We start from the raw sequence: 18,173 nt of genomic DNA on the forward strand, positions 1-18,173 counted from the left end.
TACCGTCCGGACGGTACAGTCGAAGGGCGTGTCGGCCTCCGGCACGCCCGGTGTCCGGGGATGCCGCCTCGCGAGCCGCGCCGCGGCTCACGTCAAGAAAGAGTGAAACCCATGGCCGCTACGCTTCGAGCACCGCAGGAGCCCCGCGCCCGCATCACCCCCAAACAGGGCTGGGCGCTGGCCGTGCTGGTGCTCCCCGTCCTGCTCATCTCGATCGACATGACCGTGCTCGGCTTCGCCGTGCCGTTCCTGTCCGAAGACCTCGCGCCCACCAGCTCCCAGCTCCTGTGGATCGTCGACGTCTACGGGTTCATGCTCGCCGGACTCCTGGTCACCATGGGCACCCTCGGCGACCGCGTGGGCCGCCGCAGGCTCCTCGTCATCGGCTCGGCCGCGTTCGCCGCCGCGAGCGTCCTCGCCGCCTACGCGCCGACCGCCGAAGCGCTCATCGCCGCCCGGGCGCTGCTCGGCCTCGCCGGAGCGACCCTCATGCCGACCACCCTGGCGCTCATGCGGAACCTGTTCCACGACGACCGCCAGCGCAAGTTCGCCATCGCGATCTGGGCCTCAGGCTTCTCCGCGGGCGCGGCCGCCGGGCCGATCATCGGCGGCTGGCTCCTGGAGCACTTCTGGTGGGGCTCGGTGTTCCTCATGGCCGCACCGGTCTCGCTCGCGGTCGTGGTCGTCGCGCCGCTGCTCGTGCCGGAGTCGAAGGACCCGAACCCGGGCCGGATCGACCTGCCGAGCGTGGCCCTGTCGTTCCTGGCGATGTTCCCGTTCGTCTACGGCGTCAAGACGATCGCCGAGCACGGCCTGACGTGGACGGCCGTCGTGTCGCTCATCGCGGGCCTCGCGTTCGGCGCGGCGTTCATCGCACGGCAGCTGCGCTTGGAGCACCCGCTCATCGACGTGGGGCTGTTCCGGCTGCGCCGCTTCAGCGCCTCGCTGGCCACGAACTTCACGATCGTGTTCGCGATGATCTCGTCGCTGTTCCTGCTCACCCAGTACCTGCAGCTCGTGCTCGGCTTCTCCCCCATGGAGGCGGGGCTGCTGCTCCTGCCCGAGATGGCGGTCTCCGTGGTCGCGGGCCTGTTCGCCGTGCGGCTCTCGGAGCGGGTCGGCATGGTGCGCACCATCATCGGCGGCCTGGTGTTCGTGATGGCCGGCTTCGCGGGCATGTCGCTGGTCGGCGTCGAGCAGGGCGCGCTGGTGGTCGTGGTCGCCTCCATCTTGATCGGCATCGGGGCCGGCCTCGCGCAGACCGTGACCAACGACGCGATCCTCGCCGCGGCCCCGGCCGACCGGGCGGGCGCGGCGTCGGCGATCTCCGAGACCGCGTACGAGCTCGGCGGCGCGATGGGCGTCGCGCTCCTGGGTTCGCTCGCGACCGGGATCTACCGCAGCGAGATGGCGGACGCCCCGGTCCAGGCCGAGACGCTCGGCGAGGCCGCGCACATCGCCGCGAAGCTGCCCGCCGCCACGGGCGACGCCCTCATGGAGGCCGCCAGGACCGCGTTCACCGACGGGCTGCGGACCGTGGCGCTCATCGCCGCGGTGCTGGTGCTCCTCGCGACCGTGGCGGTCGGCCGGGCGCTGCGGGAGCAGCCCGCGCAACAGTAGTGCCGAAAGGCGGGCCGCTCCCCGAGGGGAGCGGCCCGCCTTTTACGTGTTCGCTTACGCCGCTTCGAGATCCAGGCGCTCGGCGGCCTGGCGCTTCAGCGCCGCCTCGACCAGTCCCGCGAAGAGCGGGTGCGGGCGGGTCGGGCGCGACTTCAGCTCCGGGTGGGCCTGGGTCGCGATGTAGTACGGGTGCACCTCGCGGTCGAGCTCGATGAACTCGACCAGGCGCCCGTCGGGCGAGAGGCCCGAGATCACGAAGCCGGACTTCAGCAGCTGGTCGCGGTAGGCGTTGTTGACCTCGTAGCGGTGGCGGTGGCGCTCGTTGACCTCCGTCGCGCCGTAGACCTCGGCGGCGATGGAGCCCTCGGCGAGCTGTGCCGGGTAGGTGCCCAGGCGCATCGTGCCGCCCATGTCGCCGCGGCCGGCGACGATGTCGGTCTGGTCGGCCATCGTGGAGATGACCAGGTGCTCGGCCTCGCGGTCAAACTCCTCGGAGTTCGCGCCCACGAGCCCGGCGACCTCGCGCAGGCCCTCGATCGCCATGCACTGCATGCCCAGGCACAGGCCCAGAGTCGGCACGAGCCGCGTGCGCGACCACGTGAGGGCGTGCAGCTTCCCGGGGACCCCCCGGTCGCCGAAGCCGCCCGGGACCACCACGGCGTCGACCCCGGCGAGGGCCTTCGCGGTCCCCTCGGCGGTGTCGCAGTCGTCCGAGACGACCCAGCGGACCTTGACCTTCGCGCGGTTGGCGAAGCCGGCCGCGCTCAGCGCCTCGACCACGGACTTGTACGCGTCAGGCAGCTCGACGTACTTGCCGACGATCGCGACCTCGACGGTGGCGACCGGGTTGTGGACGCGGTCGAGCAGGTCGTCCCAGGCGGTCCAGTCGACGTCGCGGAACGGCAGGTCGAGCTTGCGGACCACGTAGGCGTCCAGGCCCTCCGAGTGGAGGGTCTTCGGGATCTCGTAGATCGACTTCGAGTCGGGCGCGGAGACGACCGCCGCGTCGTCCACGTCGCAGAACCCGGCGATCTTGCCCTTCAGCCCGTCCGGCAGCGGCCGGTCCGAGCGGCACACGATCGCGTCGGGCTGGATGCCGATGCTGCGCAGCTGCGCCACCGAGTGCTGCGTGGGCTTGGTCTTCATCTCCGAGGACGCGGCCAGGTACGGCACGAGCGAGACGTGGAGGAAGAAGCAGTTGTCGCGGCCGATGTCGTGCCGGTACTGGCGGATCGCCTCGAGGAACGGCAGCGACTCGATGTCGCCGACGGTGCCGCCGACCTCCGTGATCACCACGTCCGGGACGCGGCCGGTCTCGGGGTCCGGATCGGCCATCGCGGCCAGGCGGGACTTGATCTCGTTGGTGATGTGCGGGATGACCTGCACGGTCGCGCCGAGGTAGTCGCCGCGGCGCTCCTTGGCGATGACGTCGGAGTACACCTGGCCGGTGGTCACGTTGGCCTGCTTCGACAGGTTCCGGTCGAGGAACCGCTCGTAGTTGCCGATGTCGAGGTCGGTCTCACCGCCGTCATCGGTGACGAAGACCTCGCCGTGCTCGAACGGGTTCATCGTGCCGGGATCGACGTTGAGGTACGGGTCGATCTTCTGCATCACGACGTAGAGGCCGCGCGCGGTCAGCAGGTTGCCGAGACTGGCGGCGGTCATGCCCTTGCCGAGTGCGGAGGTGACCCCACCGGTGACGAAGAGGTGCTTCGTGGAACGGATCTGACCATTAGCGGCGCTGGCCAAGGCGGACTCCCGTGATGTTCGTGGCGAACGAGCTGCTGGGGCTAAGCCCATTGTTCGACTTGCAAGCTTCGTCGAACGCAACCGGTGGATCGCATCATCCACGGGATTCCACACTAACACTTTCACCGTCGTTTTCCTCATCGACCCACGACGGTGCGTCGACGATCATGTCCGAGTACTGGCCGTCCTTGACGTGCGCGCGGGCCAGCACGCGGTGACTCATGATGACCGCCAAGGGAACCATCACGGCCAGGGCCGCGCCGAGGCTCATGAGGCCTTTGCCGAGGAGGAGGCCCGCGACGGCCGATCCCGCCACGGCGGCGGAGAACGCGGCGCGCAGCGGCGGGTACAGGCCGAAGGCGCGGCGCAGGCCGCCGCCCGGGCGCAGGAGGATCAGCCAGCAGTAGGCGCCGGCCATGACGGTGAGCACGCTCAGCGGCGAGGTGAAGACCGCCACGATGTTCGAGCCGATGCCGGAGGCGATGACCCCGTTCGTGTCCCCCAGCATGTCGCCCAGGAACGAGCCGAGTTCGCCGCGCTCGGCCTCAGGACGCTGGTAGTCGATCCAGGAGAGGCCGAAGAGCACCGCGACGCCCGCGAGGCCCGACCACACGAAGCGCGGGAACGTGACCCAGCCGCCGGTGGCCAGCGCCGCCGCGAGGCAGGTGCCGACGATGATGGCGACGGCCGCCGGGACGGAGTCGCCGAGGACCCCGGCCGAGGCGATGAGCACGCCGACGCAGCCGATCCCGGCCATCGCCGGGGATTGGAAGCGGCGCGGGAGCCGCCAGGACACGGTGGCGGCGAGCAGCCACAGCGAGGCGATGAACATGCCGGTGGCGACCGGCCCGAGCTCGTTCGAGGCGGAGTCGGCGACCGTGTAGTCGCCGAGGAGGGTCCCGAGCGGGTCCTCGGTGTGCAGGAGCATCGCCAGGACCGTGACGATGATCCCGAAGGCCGACACGGAGACCATGAGGCCGGCGGGCCCGTGGCGGCCGGGCAGGACGATCGCGAGGAACGCGCACACGACGGCGATGCCGAGCGCGGTGAGCGGCCCGACGATGCCCGGGTGCGCGGCCGACCACCAGCCGAAGAAGTCCGCGAGGATCGCGGCGGCCACGAAGAGGGCGCACACGAGCGCCGAGACGATGTTGAGCCGCATGAGCCACAGCGGCGGCGGCTTGACGCCGGGCTGCCCGGCGCGGCGCAGCAGCTGCAGCAGCGGCCAGGCCACGAAGGTCAGGGCGAGGAACAGGAGCACTTGGAGCCACTGGGTGGCCGGGGCCGCGACGGCGGCGGCCATGAGCCGCGAGTCGGTGTCGTCGAACACCGCCTGCCGGTCCTCATAGGTCTTCGAGTCGGCGGCGGCGCCGGCGGCCGTGCCGGTCACCGTGTCCGGCGGCGGCGAGTCCAGGAGCGTCAGGACGGTCGCGGTCAGGTCGGTGAGCCGGAGGTAGCCGGGCCGCTCGGCGGGCAGGTCGAGGAGGTTGTGGCCCTCCTCGGTCGCGAAGTTCGCGATGGTGGCGAGCAGTCGGTTCGGCTCGGCCACTTGGCCTATGCCGGTGATGATGAGCGCCGAGTCCTCGCCGCGGGCGGCCCGCAGCTCGCCGACGGTCTCGTCGAGGTTCGCGAGCGCCGCGGTCCGGGAGGCGGTCTCGACCGGCAGGATGCCGCCGTCCACGACGGTGAGCGGGCATTCGGTCAGGGCGTCCGCCAGGTCGTCGCCGCTGGGGACGCCCGGCCAGTACTCGCCGACGCGCCCGACCGAGTTCGCCGTGGCGTACGCCGCGCCGGGTCCGATCGCGGTCGCGCAGGTGGTGCCGGCGGCGAGCGTGCCGAGCTGGGTGCCCTGCTCGAGGTCGCGGTTGAGGGTCACGAGGTCGGTCATGTCCCCCACGGTCGCCGTGCCGTCCTCGACGCTGATCTGGTCGGACGAGACCGGGTCGCACTGCGCGCCCTGCCCGTACGGGTCGCTCACGGCGGGAGCGCCGGCCGAGAGGGTGAGCCAGCCGTCGAGGGCGCACGTGAAGCCGCGGCCCGAGTTCGTGTTCAGTTCGGCGAGCGAGCCGTCCTTCGCCAGTTCGGCGAGGTTCGGGGTCGTCTCGGAGTCGATGTCGGTCCAGGTGAGTCCGCTGACGCCCAGGAGCACGACCGAGTCGACGGTGGTGGGCAGCGCCTCCTCGCCGTCCTCCGGGAGCAGTTGGAAGATCGCCACGAAGGCGAGGACCGCGACGGCGAACCAGGCCCCGATCGGGCCCAGGTTCTCGGTGATGCCGCGGGCGACCGCCTTGCGGGCTTTGCGGGTCAAGCGCCCGGCATCGAGTTTTCGCGACACGGCGGCGCTATCTTCCCGTCAGTTCCAGGTACAGCGCGTCGAGCGAGTCGAGCATCTGGGCCTCGTCGGGCCAGGTGGCCGCCCGGGCGAGGCTCTTCTCCCCGTAGGCGGCGAGGCGGGCGGGGTCGTCGAGGAGGTCGCTCACGGCCCGGTCGAGGCCGTCCACGTCGCCGACCTCGAAGTAGAGGGCGGCGTCGCCCACGAGTTCGGGGATGCCGCCGGTGCGGGTGGTCACCAGCGGCACGCCGGCCTGCATGACCTCCTGCGCGAAGAGCTGGCGGGCCTCCCACTGGCTGGAGATGACGGCCAGGTCGGCGTCGGCGAGGAGTTCGGCGACGTCGGTGCGGTGGCCGAGCAGGCGCACGTCGGCCCCGGAGGCGTCGATGAGGCCTTGCAGGCGCGGCCGCTCGGGGCCGTCTCCGGCGATCACGACGACCGGCTGCCGGTCGAGCGCGGTCCAGCGCTGCGCGGCGCTGATGAGCGTGTCGTAGTCCTTCTGCGGGTGCAGGCGGCCGACGGAGAGCAGCAGCGGGCGGTCGCCGATGCCGAGTTCGGCGCGGACTGCGCCGGCGCCGCTCACGGCGACCCGCGGCGGGGCGGCCACGGGCGCGAGACGGGCGTCGCGGGCGCCGAGGTCGACCAGGTGCTCGTGGAGGTCCGAGGAGGCCGCGAGGGCCACGTCGACGCCGCGGGCGAGGCGCTTCTCGATCTGGTCGGAGACGCGGCGCTTGATCCCGGTGGTGATGAGCTGGTTGTGCCAGGTGGTGACGAGGGCGGCGCCGTTGGGGCGGGCCGCGAGCGCGGTGAGCCCGGCGGTGAGGCCGTGGGCGTGCACGAGGTCGACGCCGCGGCCGGTGATGCCGCGCAGGGCGTTCCGGGCCGACCACCAGGCGAGCGGGAGTTCGGGCGAGGGCTTGGCCGTGATCGGCGCGGACGCGAAGCGGGCGCCCTTGGCGCGGAAGCCGAAGCGCTCCTCGGTCTCGGGCGGGCCGACGACCAGGACGGCGTCGCCGCGTTCGACCAGGCCCGCCGCGAGCGACGCGACGTGCGTCCCGATGCCGCCTGTCGAGGGGCCGAGCACCAAGGCGATTCGGCGATGGCTCACTTGTCTGCTCCACTGGTCTCGTCGTGCACTGGGTCGTCAGGTGCGCTGTCGTCGAGTGCGCTGTCGTCGGGTTCTTCAGACGCTCGGATTATGCCAGCGCGTCGCAAGACGGGGCGCACCACACCGGATCCGCCGATGAGCGCGGCGACCCCGAGGTAGACGACGGCGACGGCGCCGCCGACGACGACGCCTTGCCAGAGGGCCGAGTAGAAGTTGCCGGCATGGCCCGACAGCGCGATGATCTCGCGGGAGGCCAGGACGGCCGCGACTGCGGCCACGACAGTGGCCAGCGCGGCCCTGGGAATGCCTCTCAGGCTCGCGGCGCCGGTGTGGCGGGCGATGGCGGCGGTGAGCGCCAAGCCGATGACGGTCATGCCGATCGACCAGGCGATCGCGAGGGCGAGGGTGCGGTCGGCGAGGGGCATGTTCTCGGAGAGGACGACGGCGGCCACGGCGGCGGCGGCCCAGCCGATCGAGGTAGCTCCGGCGGCGTACTTGTTGCGGCCGATGGCGTACAGGCCGCGGGAGTAGATCGCGAAGACCGAGTAGCCGAAGAGGCCGAATGCCAGGCCGGTGAGGGTGCCCTGGATCTGCATCTGGGTGTTGTCGCTCTTGTCGGCCGACACCGAGGAGAGGACGGTCGCGATGGGCTCGGCGAGTCCGGCGAGCGCGGCGACGCCGAGGCCGGAGAGCAGGAGGATCGCGCGGCCGGTCTGGGAGAGGCGGCGCTGATACCGGTCATGCTCGCCGAGTGAGAACGCTTCTGCCAGTACGGGGTACGCGGCGGTGGCGAGCGGGACCGCGAGGATGGCCCAGGGCAGGAGGAAGAAAGTCTGCGAGACGGTGAAGACCGCTACGGCGCCCGGGTCGGAGCTGCCGTTGGCGAGGCGGATGAGCAGGGCCTGGCACAGCTGCTGGGCGCCGACGGTAATGGCCCCGGCGATGGCGAGGGATTTCAGGCCGGAAGCGACGTGGGTGTCGAGCCGCCAGGCGGGCCGCAGATGGAGGCCGAGGCCGCGCAGCGGGAAGATGAGGCAGCCGGCGAGGACGGCGACGCCGCAGGTGGTGCCGAGGGCGAGGAACACGATGCCGTTCTGGCCCAGGTTCTCGACCTCGAACTCGCGTCCGGAGATCCCGCCGTAGATCACGTAGACCAGGGCCATCACGACGCTGGAGAGGAGCGGTGCGAGGGCGGGCCAGGCGAAGCGGCGGTGCGACTGGAGGATGCCGGTGAGGACGACCGCGACCCCGTAGAGCGGGATCTGGGGGGCGAAGAGGACGAGCATCTCGGTGGCGGCGTCGATCGTCGCTTCTCTGGCGATCGGGTCGGCGACCGCGTTGTTGTCCGGCATCAGCAGGACGATGATCGGGCGCGCGAAGGCCGCCACGAGCAGACCGGCGGGGATGAGGATGGTCAGCGCCCAGGTCATCAGCGCCGAGGCGATATGGCTGACCTGTTTGGGGTCGTTCCGGGCGAGCGGGGCGGCGAGGAGCGGGATCACCAGGGCGGCGAGGGCGCCGCCGGCGACGAGCTCGAAGATGATGTTCGGGATGGAGTTGGCGGTCTGGTAGGCGGTGCCGAGCGTTCCGAGGCCGATGGCCCACGTGAACACCATCGTCCGGCCGAATCCGGCCAGGCGGGAGGCGACGGTGATCGCACCGATGACCGAGGCGGCACGACCGACTTCGCGTCGGGTCTCGGTCAAGACTTCGTCCGACCCAGCTCGTCCAACTCCCGCAGCACGGGCGTCTCGGCTATCACTTTCGTGAAGCTCACTTTTTCGGAGGCGGCGATGAGGGCGGCGACGCCCGCGAGGGCGACGTGGCGGCCGATCATGCCGGTGCGGGCGATGTAGGCGAGGCCGAGGAGCGCGCCGAGGGCGTTCGCGCCGCCGTCGCCGAGCATGGTCTTGCCGTCGAGGTCGTCGGCCATCGCGGCGCCCGCGGCCGCGGAGACCGCGAGCGCGGTGTTGGCGCCGCCCGCGGCGGTGCGGCGGCGGGAGTTCTCGCCGACCGAGCGCGACAGGGGCGCGGAGGCGAGGGTGACGACCTTGAGGGCGCGGCCGGGCCGCAGGTCGAAGAGGTTGATCACATTGGCGGCGCCTGCGATGACGCCGCCGCCCACGCCGACGTTCCAGAGGCGGCGCACCAGCGGGCGGCGCTCGTCGGTGAGTTCGCCGTTCTGCAGGTCGATGAGGGCGGCCGAGGCGATGCCGGCGGTGGAGATGCCGAGGATCTTGATGAAGCCGGCGCTCAAGCGGCCCTTGAGGAGCGCGCCGACGTGGCCTTTGAAGCCCTTGGCCTTCTCGCCTTTGGCGTCGGCGATGTCGTCGTAAAGGCCGACCGCTCCGGCGGTGAGCCCTGCGGCGGCCGCGGCAGCGGCGTACGCCGGGGAGTTCGCCCCCAGCACCGCGCCTGCGGTGGCGCCCACGGTGATCCCCGGGCCTTCGGCCAGGGACACGGTGTCGCCCTTGTGGTTGACGCGTTCCAGTTCGGCCGCCCACTTGGAGCGGCGTACGGCGCTGATCGCGGCGATCGTGCCGCCCGCGGCGAGGCCTCCGATGAACGCCCGCCCTACCGTGCGCGTTAGCTGGCTCATGGGCGCGATACTAGGCCGCGCCGGGAAGCAGGTCTGAAGCGCCCTCCCCGGTGCCGAGGTGGTTGACCGTGCCGGTATTGATGAAATCGGCGAGCGCGGCGACCGCGGCGATCTGACCCTGGGTGATGGCGACGTTGTCGACGGTGGCGACGGTGTCGGCGTTCTCGGCCAGGAGCGTCTTGATCGGGTTGCCGTCGCCGGTGTCGGTCGTGGCCGCGTAGACCGTGGGGTCGTCGGCGGCGAACTCGTTGGTGAGGGCGACCATGCCGGCGTTGCGCTCGACGGCGTCGGAGTCGGTGGACCCGGGTCCGGCGAGGATGATGACGCCGTCGGCGACGCCCGTGGGCGCGGTCTCGACGGTGAGCATCTCCAGCTCGTTGAGGCCGGTGATGACCGTGGTGATGTCGGCGGGGGCGACCGTCACGGTCGTCCCGGCGGCTTCGCCGGTGGTGACGGCGGCGAGCACGTAGCTCATCGCGGTCACGCCGTCGTAGGTGACGGGCGTGGTCATGGTGTCGGGGGTGGTGCGCTCGGCGAGGTCGCCGAGGGTGCCGGTGTTGGCCGGGTCGAAGAAGTCGTCGAGGATCGAGATCCGGCCGGAGACGGTGGCCCCGGCGTAGCCGAGCATCTCGACGGTGCCGTCGACCTGGGCGGTGTCGGCGCCGGGGAGGGCGACGACGAGGACGTTCTTCGCGGTGAGCTGCCCGGCGAGGTAGGACGGGGCGACGGCGTTCGCGAACGCCTGGTCGTCCTCGAGGTCCTTCTCCATCTGCTCGGCCTGGTCCCGCAGCTGCTCGTTGCTGTCGCGCAGGCTCTGGATGTTGCTCTCGAAGGCCTCGATGGCGGGGCCGTTGAGGGCGGCCGTGCCGAGGATCAGGCCCACGGTGAGGGCGAGGAAGACCGCGGTGAGGCTCACCAGGTGGTAGCGGAAGTTGATCACGAGAACAGCCTTTGGATTTGGAAGAGCAGTCCGTCCCACCAGTCGGCGATGACGTCGACGAAGGAGCGGCCGACCGTGGAGATGGCCACGGCGGTGGCCATCGCGGCGAGCCCGGAGACGATGAGCAGGAGCAGGGCGGAGATCGACATGTCCTGGCGGTAGAGGCGCGAGACGCCCTTGGCGTCGACGAGCTTGCCGCCCACGCGCAGGCGCGTGAGGAACGTGGAGGCCATGCCGCCGCGTCCCTTGTCGAGGAACTCGACCATGGTGACGTGGGTGCCGACGGCGCAGATGAGCTCGGCGCCCTTCTCGTCGGCCATGAGCATCGCGATGTCCTCGGAGGTGGCCGCGGCCGGGAACGGGATCGCGGGGACCCCGAGCTTGTCCATCCGCTCCATGCCGGGGGCGCGCCCGTCGGCGTAGGCGTGGACGACGATCTCGGCGCCGCAGCGCAGGGCGTCGTCGGAGACCGAGTCCATGTCGCCGACGATCATGTCGGGCGTGTAGCCGGCTTCCAGGAGCGCGTCCGCGCCGCCGTCGACGCCCACGAGCACGGGCTTGAACTCGCGGATGTAGGGGCGGAGGACGTCGATGTCCTCTTTGTAGTTGTAGCCGCGGATGACGATGAGCGCGTGGCGGCCGTTGAAGGAGGTCTTCACATCGGGCACGCCCACGCCGTCGAGCAGGAGGTCCCGCTCGCGCTTGAGGTACTCCATGGTGTTGGCCGCGAAGGCCTCGAGCTGGATCGAGAGCCCTTCCTTGGCGGCCTCCATGTCGGCGCCGACCGTGGCCTCGGTCTGGACCGCGCCTTCGGCGATGAGGTCGCCGCCGGAGAAGATCTCCCCGGTCTCGATGTCCACCGAGACGGACCGGCCCTCGCGGACGCGGTCGAAGATCTCGTCGCCGACGCCGTCGATGAGGACGATCCCGGCCTTGACGAGCACTTCGGGGCCGAGGTTCGGGTAGCGGCCCGAGATCGACTTCGAGGCGTTGACGACCACCGGGACGCCGGTGCCGACCAGAGTGTCGGCGGCGACCCGGTCGAGGTCGACGTGGTCGATGATGGCGATGTCGCCGGGTTCGAGCCGGCCGCACAGCCGCTTCGTACGGCGGTCGAGGCGGGCGGTGCCGACCAGCCGATCATCGGAGGGGTCGCCCTCCGGGCTCCGCCCGGGCAAACGCAAGCTAGGTACACGCATCGTGCATCATCATGCCATCCGATCGCACGCGCCGCGGCGACGGCTCGCCGGGGCGGGCACCGCGAGCGACGCTTTGCTAGGACTTCATCTTCGCCGCTTCTGCCAGCAGTTCCTCGGCGTGGGCCACGCCCAGGTGCGAATCGGGCATGCCGGCGAGCATGCGAGCAAGCTCACGTGCGCGCGCCGCGTCGTCGACCACGCGCACGCCCGAGACCGTGACGGCCCCTGACGTGTCCTTCGAGACCACCAGGTGGCGGTCGGCGAAGGCCGCGACCTGCGGCAGGTGGGTGACGACGAGCACCTGGTGGCGGCGGGCGAGCTTGGCGAGGCAGCGGCCGATCTCGATCGCCGCGCCGCCGCCGACCCCGGCGTCGACCTCGTCGAACACGAGGACGGGCGGGCCGCCGATCTCGGCGAAGACCACTTCGATCGCGAGCATGACGCGGGAGAGCTCGCCGCCTGACGCGCCCTTGTGGAGGGCGGCGGGGAGGGAGCCCGGGTGCGGGCGCAGCAGAAGTTCGACCTCGTCGGCGCCGTCCTCAGTGGCGCCGGAGACGGTCATCTCGTCGCCGCCGGTCACCGTGAGGTCGATGCCGCCGCGGCCGGCCGGACGCGGCTCGACCGCGGCCGTGACCTCGGCGTGCGGCATCGCGAGGCCTTTGAGCTCGGCCGAGACCGAGGCGGAGAAGCGCTCGGCCGCGGCGCGGCGGGAGGCGCGCAGCTGCCCGGCGAGCTCGGCGGCCCGCGCGGTGAGCTCCGCGTGCTGCGATTCGAGTTCGGCGACGCGCTCGTCGGAGACGTCGAGCTCCCCGAGCCGTTTGGTGGCGTTCTCGGCCCAGGCCAGCACGCCGGGGAGGTCCTCGGCGTACTTGCGGAACAGGGTCTTCATGGCGGCCTGGCGCTGGTAGATCTCCTCCAGGCGCTGCGGGTCGGCCGAGAGGTCGTCGAGGTACGCGGAGAGGTCGACGGCGGCTTCGGCGAGGAGTGCGCCGGCCTCGGCGAGGCGCTCGGCGAACTCGGCGAGCTTGGGGTCGGCGTGGGCGTCGTGCTCCAGAGCGCGCGCAGCGGCGCCGACGGTGTCGGTCGCGCCGCCTTCGCCGGTGGCCGGGTCGCCGCTGATCGCGCCGTGCGCGGTGGCGGCGGCGAGGCGCAGGGCCTCGGCGTTCTCGAGGCGGCGGGCCTCTTCGGCGAGTTCGGCGTCCTCGCCTTCCTGCGGGTCGACGGCGGTGATCTCGTCGAGGCCCAGGCGCAGCATGTCGGCCTCGCGGGCCATCTCGCGGGCGCTGGTGCGCAGGCGGGAGAGCTCGGCGGCGCAGGCGCCGAGTTCATGGAAGACGGCGCGGTAGGCCTCGAGGACCTTGCCGTGGTCGGCCCCGGCGAAGCGGTCGAGCGCGGCCCGCTGCTCGGCGGGCTGCAGCAGCCGCATCTGGTCCGACTGGCCGTGCACCGAGATCGCCAGCTCGCCGAGTTCGGCCAGTACGCCGACGGGCGCGGAGCGGCCGCCGACCCAGGCCTTCGAACGGCCTTCAGAGGACACTGAGCGGGCTAGCAGCAGCTCGCCGTCCTCGAGGTCGGCCCCGGCCTCGATGGCGCGCTCCCGCAGTTCGAGGGCGTGCTCGCCCACGGCGAAGCGACCCTCCACAAGGGCTCGGTCAGCACCGAGGGGAGCACGGGAGGCACGACCGCCGAACAGCAGACCAAGACCGGCCACGACCATGGTCTTACCGGCGCCGGTTTCACCGGTGATGCAGGTCAGGCCGGAATCGAGCGGCAAGGTGGCGTCAGCGATCACGCCCAGATTCTGGATGCGAAGCTCCTCCAACACGCTTCGAAGCCTAGCCGGTCCGTCTGACAATCGGCGGCCGAGCGGCGGCGGATGCGTCTCAGATGCGGCCGTGACGCCAACCGTCAACGGGCAGAGAGAGTTTCGACACCAGGCGGGAGGCGAAGGGCTGGCCGGACATGCGCACCAGGCGCACCGGTCGGTCCGAGCGGCGGATCGTGACGGTGGAGCCGCTCGTGAGGCGGGTGAGCTCCTTGCCGTCCGCGATGAGCGCGCCCTCGGTGCCGACCGACTCCACGCCGATGCGGATCACCGAGGAGGAGTGCACCACCATCGGCTTGGCGAACAGGGCGTGCGCGTTCATGGGGACCACCACGAGGGCGTCCACATCGGGCCAGACCACCGGGCCGCCGGCCGACATCGCGTGCGCGGTCGAGCCGGTCGGCGAGGCGACCACGACGCCGTCGGAGCCGTAGCGGGAGATGCGGGTGCCGTCGATCTCGATGTACAGCTCGAGCATCCGCGCGGGCTCGGCCTTCTCCACCGCGATGTCGTTGAACGCCCAGGAGCGGTGCTGCTCGCCGTCGGTGCCCATGGCCTCGACGCCCAGCGCGGTCCGCTCCTCGACGGTGTACTCGCCGGCGAGGAGGCGCGAGACGACGGTCTCGAGTTCGCCGGTCTCGGCCTCGGCGAGGAAGCCGACCTTGCCGAAGTTGACGCCGAGCAGGGGCACGTCGGCCTCCGCGGCGACCTTCGCGGCGCGCAGCACGGTGCCGTCGCCGCCGAGGGCGAGCACGAGGTCCGCGTTCTCGCCGGTGACGTCGTCGCCGACCACGAGCGCGTCGGGGCGCAGGAGCGAGCGGGTCGCGCCGGAGCAGATCTTCACGGCGACGCCTTCCGCCTGCAGGGCGGCCGCGAGCTTGCCCGCGAGCTCGGCCACGTCCTGGCGGAGCGGGTGCGTCACCACGAGGACTCGGCTCGGCTTCTGCTGCGGCTCCACTCGCGCTCCTACTCAGACGGTTACAGGGCCTCGAACTGTACTCCAGGCGCCTTCACCGGGAGTATCGGAGAGCATACCCAGGATAACGCTTGCACCGAGCGGTTCGGCATGAAAGACCTGCCCCCGGCTTCCCTTGGGCGGCAAGCCGCTCAGCGATCTGGCCAGGTGTGATCCATTGCGGCACAATGTGTCCCCAACACCACCGGAACCAAGGGAGCCATTATGGCGACACGCAGACAACTCCTCGGCTACTCGGCGCTCACCGCCGCAGCGGCGGCCGGGCTCGCCACCGTCGGCCCCCGGGCGGCCGCCGCGAACGGCGCCCACGTCCCCGCCATCGTCATCGGGTCCGGCTACGGCGCGGCCGTCTCGGCCCTGCGCCTGGGCGAAACCGGCGTCCAGACCCTCGTCCTCGAAATGGGCCGCCTCTGGAACGAGCCGGGCGGGGACGGCAAGGTCTTCTGCAACATGACCAGCCCCGACGAGCGCAGCATGTGGTTCAAGCGCCGCACCGAAGCGCCCCTCTCCACCTTGCTCTGGCTCGACGTCGTCAACCGCGACATCGACCCCTACCCGGGCGTGCTCGACCGCATCAACTACGCGGACATGTCCGTCTACGTCGGACGCGGCGTCGGCGGCGGCTCGCTCGTCAACGGCGGCATGGCCGTCGTCCCCCGCCGCGACTACCTCGCCGAAGTCCTCCCCGGCCTCGACGCGGACCTGATGTACGACCGCTACTTCCCGCTCGCGCAAGCCGAACTCCAGGTCAACACCATCGACCCCGAGTTCTACCGGACCACCCCCTATTACCGGTTCAGCCGCGTGGCCGCCGCCCAGGCCGAGGCCGCAGGCCTGAAGACCGTGTTCGTGCCGGACGTGTACGACTTCGACTACATGGAGCGCGAGGCCGCCGGCACCGCCGAGAAGTCCGCCCTCGACGTCGAGGTCATGTACGGCAACAACCACGGCAAGATGAGCCTCGACAAGACCTACCTGGCCTCCGCGCTGGCGACGGGGAACGTCACCATCGCCGCCCGCCACCAGGTCACCGCCATCGAACTCGACGCCGACGGCAACTACGTGCTCACCGTCGAGCACCGCGGCGACGCGAACGAGCTCATCGAGTCCAAGCGGCTCACCTGCCGTCACCTGTTCCTCGGCGCGGGCAGCCTCGGCACCACCGAACTGCTCCTGCGCGCCCGCGAGACCGGCGCGCTCCCCGACCTGGACGAGTCCGTCGGCGCCGGCTGGGGCCCCAACGGGAACGTCATGACCGCCCGCGCCAACCACGCGTGGAACCCCACGGGTCTCAAGCAGTCCACGATCCCCGTCATGGGCATCGACGACTGGGACAACCCCGCGGCGCGGGTCTTCGCCGAGCTCGCGCCGCTCCCGGCCGGGATCGAGACCTGGATCAGCCTCTATCTGGCGATCACCGACAACCCCGAGCGCGGCCACTTCACGTACGACGCCGACGCCGACAGGGCCGTGCTCAACTGGAGCGGCGAGCAGTCCGAGCCGGGCGTGGCCGCCGCGAAGTCCCTGTTCGACCGCATCAACAGGAAGCACGGCACGTCGTACCGGTACGACCTGTTCGGCGACCATCGGGCCTTCGCCGCCGACTTCTGCTACCACCCGCTCGGCGGCTGCGTCCTCGGCGAGGCCACGGACGCGTACGGGCGCCTGAACGGCTACGAGCGGCTGTACGCCACCGACTCCTCGCTCATCCCCGGCTCGCTCGGCGTGAACCCGCTGGTGACGATCACGGCGCTGGCGGAGCGGAACCTGGAGGCGATCCTCGCCGCCGACTTCGCTTAGGGGCCTTCGCTAGGCGGGCACGCCGCAGGCCGCGTCGACGCCGGCGCGGTCGATCGGCTCGCCGCCGACGACCATGCGGCAGAAGAACTCTACGTTCCCCTTCGGGCCGGGCAGCGGGCTCGCGGCCACCGCGGTGGTGGTCCAGCCGAGCTGTCCGGCCTTCTCGACGACGTTCCAGACGGCGGCGGCGCGCTGCGCGGGGTCGGCCACGACCCCGCCCGCGCCGACCTGGCCCTTGCCGACCTCGAACTGCGGCTTGACCATCGGCAGCATCATGCCGCCGGGCTTCGTGCACGCGGCGAGCGCGGGCAGGACGAGTTCGAGTGAGATGAACGACAGGTCCCCCACCGTCAGGTCCACCTGCCCGCCGAGCAGTTCGGGGGTGAGGTGGCGGACGTTGGTGCGGTCGTGGACGACCACGCGCTCGTCGGTCTGGAGCTTCCAGGCGAGCTGGCCGTAGCCGACGTCGACGGCGAGCACCTCGGCCGCGCCGCGGCGCAGCAGGACGTCGGTGAAGCCGCCGGTGGAGGCCCCGGCGTCGAGCACGCGCAGGCCCTTCGGGTCCGCACCGAACGCGTCGAGGGCGCCGATGAGCTTGTGGGCGCCGCGGGAGACGTAGTCGTCCACGTCGCCGACGAGGCGGATGGAGTCGTCGCCGGTGACGCTCGTGGCGGGTTTCGTGGCGGGGATGCCGCGCAGGTGGATGCGGCCGGCCGCGATGAGTTCGCGGGCGTGCTCGCGGGAGCGGGCGATCTTGCGGCGCACGAGTTCGGCGTCGAGTCGGTAGCGCGTCGGCATGGCGCGGGATCGGTGCTTTCTAGTGGGTCTGGAGGCTAGGCGTCGTCGACGTTGCTGAGGATCTCGGAGAGGCGCTGCTGGACGCCTTCGAAGACCTGGACGTGCTCGGTGACGGGCAGGTCCGGCAGGGCTTCGAGGCGGCCCAGGGCCTCCTCGACCTCCATCTCGACATCGTCGGTGTCGGCGGAGGGCTGCAGGCGGTCGGCCAGGGCCCCCGGGCTCGGCGTATCGGTCATGCGTCCTCTTCCTCGTCGTCGATCGGCTCCATGGTGGCGGCGGAGGCGGACGAGGGGGTCTCGGCGGGGGCCGGGCGGCCGGGGCTCTTCTCGGCGGCGTTCGCGCGGGCCTCGGCTTCGGCGAGGCGGATCCGGAGGTCGCGGATCTGCTCTTCGGAGTGCTCGAGGCGCAGGTTGAGGTCGTCGAGGTCGGCATGGGTGGCGACGCCGAGGCGGGTGAGGCCCGCGTCGACCTCGGAGCGGATGAGGCGGCCGAGGTCGGAGGCGGTGCGCGTGCCGTGCTCGCGCATCTGCTCGGAGCCCGAGCGCAGGTCCTCGCGGACTTTGCCCGCGAATTCGCGGGCGCGGCGGCCGGGTTCGCCGGCCATGCCTAGAAATGAGTCGAAGTACGCGCGGGCGGAGTCCGTCATGGCGGTCCCACTCCCTTCAGGGTCTGCCGAGTCCGCGGGTTGGCGTCCCCGCCTCGGTGAGGCTCGCGAGCCGTAGTCTGGCTCTGGCGTCAACGGTACTGCCAAGCTACCGGTCCCCGGCCGTGCCCGCACGGCCGTACTGGCCGGTAACATTCTGACGGGGCGCACCGCCGCGCCCGCGCCGATCGAAACAGGAGGGCCCATGGCCACCATCGACGAATGCCGGACCGCACTCGAGCAGTTCGCGGAGAACCTCTCCTCGAACCCGAAGTCGGTGCGCAAGCTCCAGGGCTTCCAGCGGTCGCTCGCCGCCGACATCACCGACCTCTCGGTGTCCTTCAACGGCAAGTTCGACCAGGGCAAGCTGACCGGCATCACCGACGGCGACAACCCCGACGCGGAGATCCGCATGATCACCTCCTCGGACAACCTGCTCAAGCTCGTCGCCGGCGAGCTCGACTTCATGAAGGCCTTCACCGGGGGCCAGGTCAAGATCAAGGCGAACATGATGGACCTCATGAAGCTCCGCGGCGTGCTGTAGCCACTCGGCTCCGGTTCGCTTTGGGCCGCTTGCACGTGAG

15 protein-coding genes are annotated in these 18,173 nt (G+C 71.4%); 3 read left to right on the forward strand and 12 right to left on the reverse strand.

Annotated elements, in window-relative coordinates; translation table 11 throughout:
* Nucleotides 1-111: 111 nt before the first annotated feature.
* The gene (locus QWI33_RS16590) at nt 112-1,620 is read left to right on the forward strand and encodes an MFS transporter (RefSeq protein WP_289958253.1); all 1,509 of its coding nucleotides are present in this window, start codon (nt 112-114) and stop codon (nt 1,618-1,620) included.
* A 54-nt stretch (nt 1,621-1,674) separates the two neighbouring features.
* Here QWI33_RS16590 and pyrG read toward each other — a convergent pair whose 3' ends face one another.
* The 9 genes from pyrG to QWI33_RS16635 all read right to left on the reverse strand — a co-directional run bounded on the left by pyrG (nt 1,675) and on the right by QWI33_RS16635 (nt 14,330).
* On the reverse strand, nt 1,675-3,285 hold the full coding sequence (pyrG, locus tag QWI33_RS16595) for a CTP synthase (RefSeq protein WP_435367592.1): 1,611 nt from the start codon (nt 3,283-3,285) through the stop codon (nt 1,675-1,677).
* 178 nt (nt 3,286-3,463) lie between these two features.
* Nucleotides 3,464-5,677, reverse strand: a complete 2,214-nt coding sequence (locus QWI33_RS16600; RefSeq protein WP_289958255.1) for a hypothetical protein — start codon at nt 5,675-5,677, stop codon at nt 3,464-3,466.
* A 34-nt stretch (nt 5,678-5,711) separates the two neighbouring features.
* Nucleotides 5,712-6,809, reverse strand: a complete 1,098-nt coding sequence (locus QWI33_RS16605; protein ID WP_289958256.1) for a glycosyltransferase family 4 protein — start codon at nt 6,807-6,809, stop codon at nt 5,712-5,714.
* Entirely contained in the window at nt 6,806-8,515 is a 1,710-nt protein-coding gene (gene murJ, locus QWI33_RS16610) for a murein biosynthesis integral membrane protein MurJ (protein ID WP_289958257.1), read from the reverse strand. Before murJ ends, QWI33_RS16605 begins: the two co-directional genes overlap by 4 nt.
* Entirely contained in the window at nt 8,512-9,408 is an 897-nt protein-coding gene (locus tag QWI33_RS16615; protein ID WP_289958258.1) for a hypothetical protein, read from the reverse strand. Before QWI33_RS16615 ends, murJ begins: the two co-directional genes overlap by 4 nt.
* A 10-nt stretch (nt 9,409-9,418) precedes the next feature.
* The gene (locus QWI33_RS16620; protein ID WP_289958259.1) at nt 9,419-10,348 is read right to left on the reverse strand and encodes a copper transporter; all 930 of its coding nucleotides are present in this window, start codon (nt 10,346-10,348) and stop codon (nt 9,419-9,421) included.
* On the reverse strand, nt 10,345-11,547 hold the full coding sequence (gene steA, locus QWI33_RS16625) for a putative cytokinetic ring protein SteA (RefSeq protein ID WP_289958260.1): 1,203 nt from the start codon (nt 11,545-11,547) through the stop codon (nt 10,345-10,347). The genes QWI33_RS16620 and steA overlap by 4 nt, the downstream gene beginning before the upstream one ends.
* Nucleotides 11,548-11,623: 76 nt before the next feature.
* Nucleotides 11,624-13,372: a DNA repair protein RecN gene (gene recN, locus QWI33_RS16630; RefSeq protein ID WP_289958261.1), complete on the reverse strand. Its 1,749-nt coding sequence runs from the start codon at nt 13,370-13,372 to the stop codon at nt 11,624-11,626.
* A gap of 58 nt (nt 13,373-13,430) precedes the next feature.
* The gene (locus QWI33_RS16635; RefSeq protein WP_289958262.1) at nt 13,431-14,330 is read right to left on the reverse strand and encodes an NAD kinase; all 900 of its coding nucleotides are present in this window, start codon (nt 14,328-14,330) and stop codon (nt 13,431-13,433) included.
* A 222-nt stretch (nt 14,331-14,552) separates the two neighbouring features.
* On the opposite strand from QWI33_RS16635, the gene QWI33_RS16640 reads away from it, so the two are divergent.
* A complete protein-coding gene (locus QWI33_RS16640) occupies nt 14,553-16,148 on the forward strand; it encodes a GMC oxidoreductase (RefSeq protein ID WP_289958263.1) in 1,596 nt (531 codons plus the stop codon).
* Nucleotides 16,149-16,157: 9 nt separating this feature from the next.
* Here QWI33_RS16640 and QWI33_RS16645 read toward each other — a convergent pair whose 3' ends face one another.
* Genes QWI33_RS16645 through QWI33_RS16655 form a run of 3 tightly spaced genes read right to left on the reverse strand, consistent with a single transcriptional unit; the run spans nt 16,158 to nt 17,592 of the window.
* Entirely contained in the window at nt 16,158-16,946 is a 789-nt protein-coding gene (locus tag QWI33_RS16645) for a TlyA family RNA methyltransferase (protein WP_289958264.1), read from the reverse strand.
* Between the two features lie 35 nt (nt 16,947-16,981).
* A complete protein-coding gene (locus tag QWI33_RS16650; RefSeq protein ID WP_289958265.1) occupies nt 16,982-17,182 on the reverse strand; it encodes a hypothetical protein in 201 nt (66 codons plus the stop codon).
* Nucleotides 17,179-17,592: a phasin family protein gene (locus QWI33_RS16655; RefSeq protein ID WP_289958266.1), complete on the reverse strand. Its 414-nt coding sequence runs from the start codon at nt 17,590-17,592 to the stop codon at nt 17,179-17,181. The genes QWI33_RS16650 and QWI33_RS16655 overlap by 4 nt, the downstream gene beginning before the upstream one ends.
* 202 nt (nt 17,593-17,794) lie before the next feature.
* Between QWI33_RS16655 and QWI33_RS16660 the strand changes: the two genes are divergently transcribed.
* Complete coding sequence (locus QWI33_RS16660; protein ID WP_289958267.1) at nt 17,795-18,133, forward strand: SCP2 sterol-binding domain-containing protein; 339 nt, start codon at nt 17,795-17,797, stop codon at nt 18,131-18,133.
* Nucleotides 18,134-18,173: the final 40 nt, after the last annotated feature.

Source organism: Glycomyces tritici, from assembly GCF_030403505.1.

Excerpts from the sequence above, each read along its gene's own strand:
- QWI33_RS16590 (WP_289958253.1), top strand. The coding sequence starts at position 112 with ATGGCCGCTACGCTTCGAGCACCGCAGGAGCCCCGCGCCCGCATCACC.
- pyrG (WP_435367592.1), bottom strand. The coding sequence starts at position 3,285 with ATGACCGCCGCCAGTCTCGGCAACCTGCTGACCGCGCGCGGCCTCTAC.
- QWI33_RS16615 (WP_289958258.1), bottom strand. The coding sequence starts at position 9,408 with ATGAGCCAGCTAACGCGCACGGTAGGGCGGGCGTTCATCGGAGGCCTC.
- steA (WP_289958260.1), bottom strand. The coding sequence starts at position 11,547 with ATGCGTGTACCTAGCTTGCGTTTGCCCGGGCGGAGCCCGGAGGGCGAC.
- QWI33_RS16640 (WP_289958263.1), top strand. The coding sequence starts at position 14,553 with ATGGCGACACGCAGACAACTCCTCGGCTACTCGGCGCTCACCGCCGCA.
- QWI33_RS16645 (WP_289958264.1), bottom strand. The coding sequence starts at position 16,946 with ATGCCGACGCGCTACCGACTCGACGCCGAACTCGTGCGCCGCAAGATC.
- QWI33_RS16650 (WP_289958265.1), bottom strand. The coding sequence starts at position 17,182 with ATGACCGATACGCCGAGCCCGGGGGCCCTGGCCGACCGCCTGCAGCCC.
- QWI33_RS16655 (WP_289958266.1), bottom strand. The coding sequence starts at position 17,592 with ATGACGGACTCCGCCCGCGCGTACTTCGACTCATTTCTAGGCATGGCC.
- QWI33_RS16660 (WP_289958267.1), top strand. The coding sequence starts at position 17,795 with ATGGCCACCATCGACGAATGCCGGACCGCACTCGAGCAGTTCGCGGAG.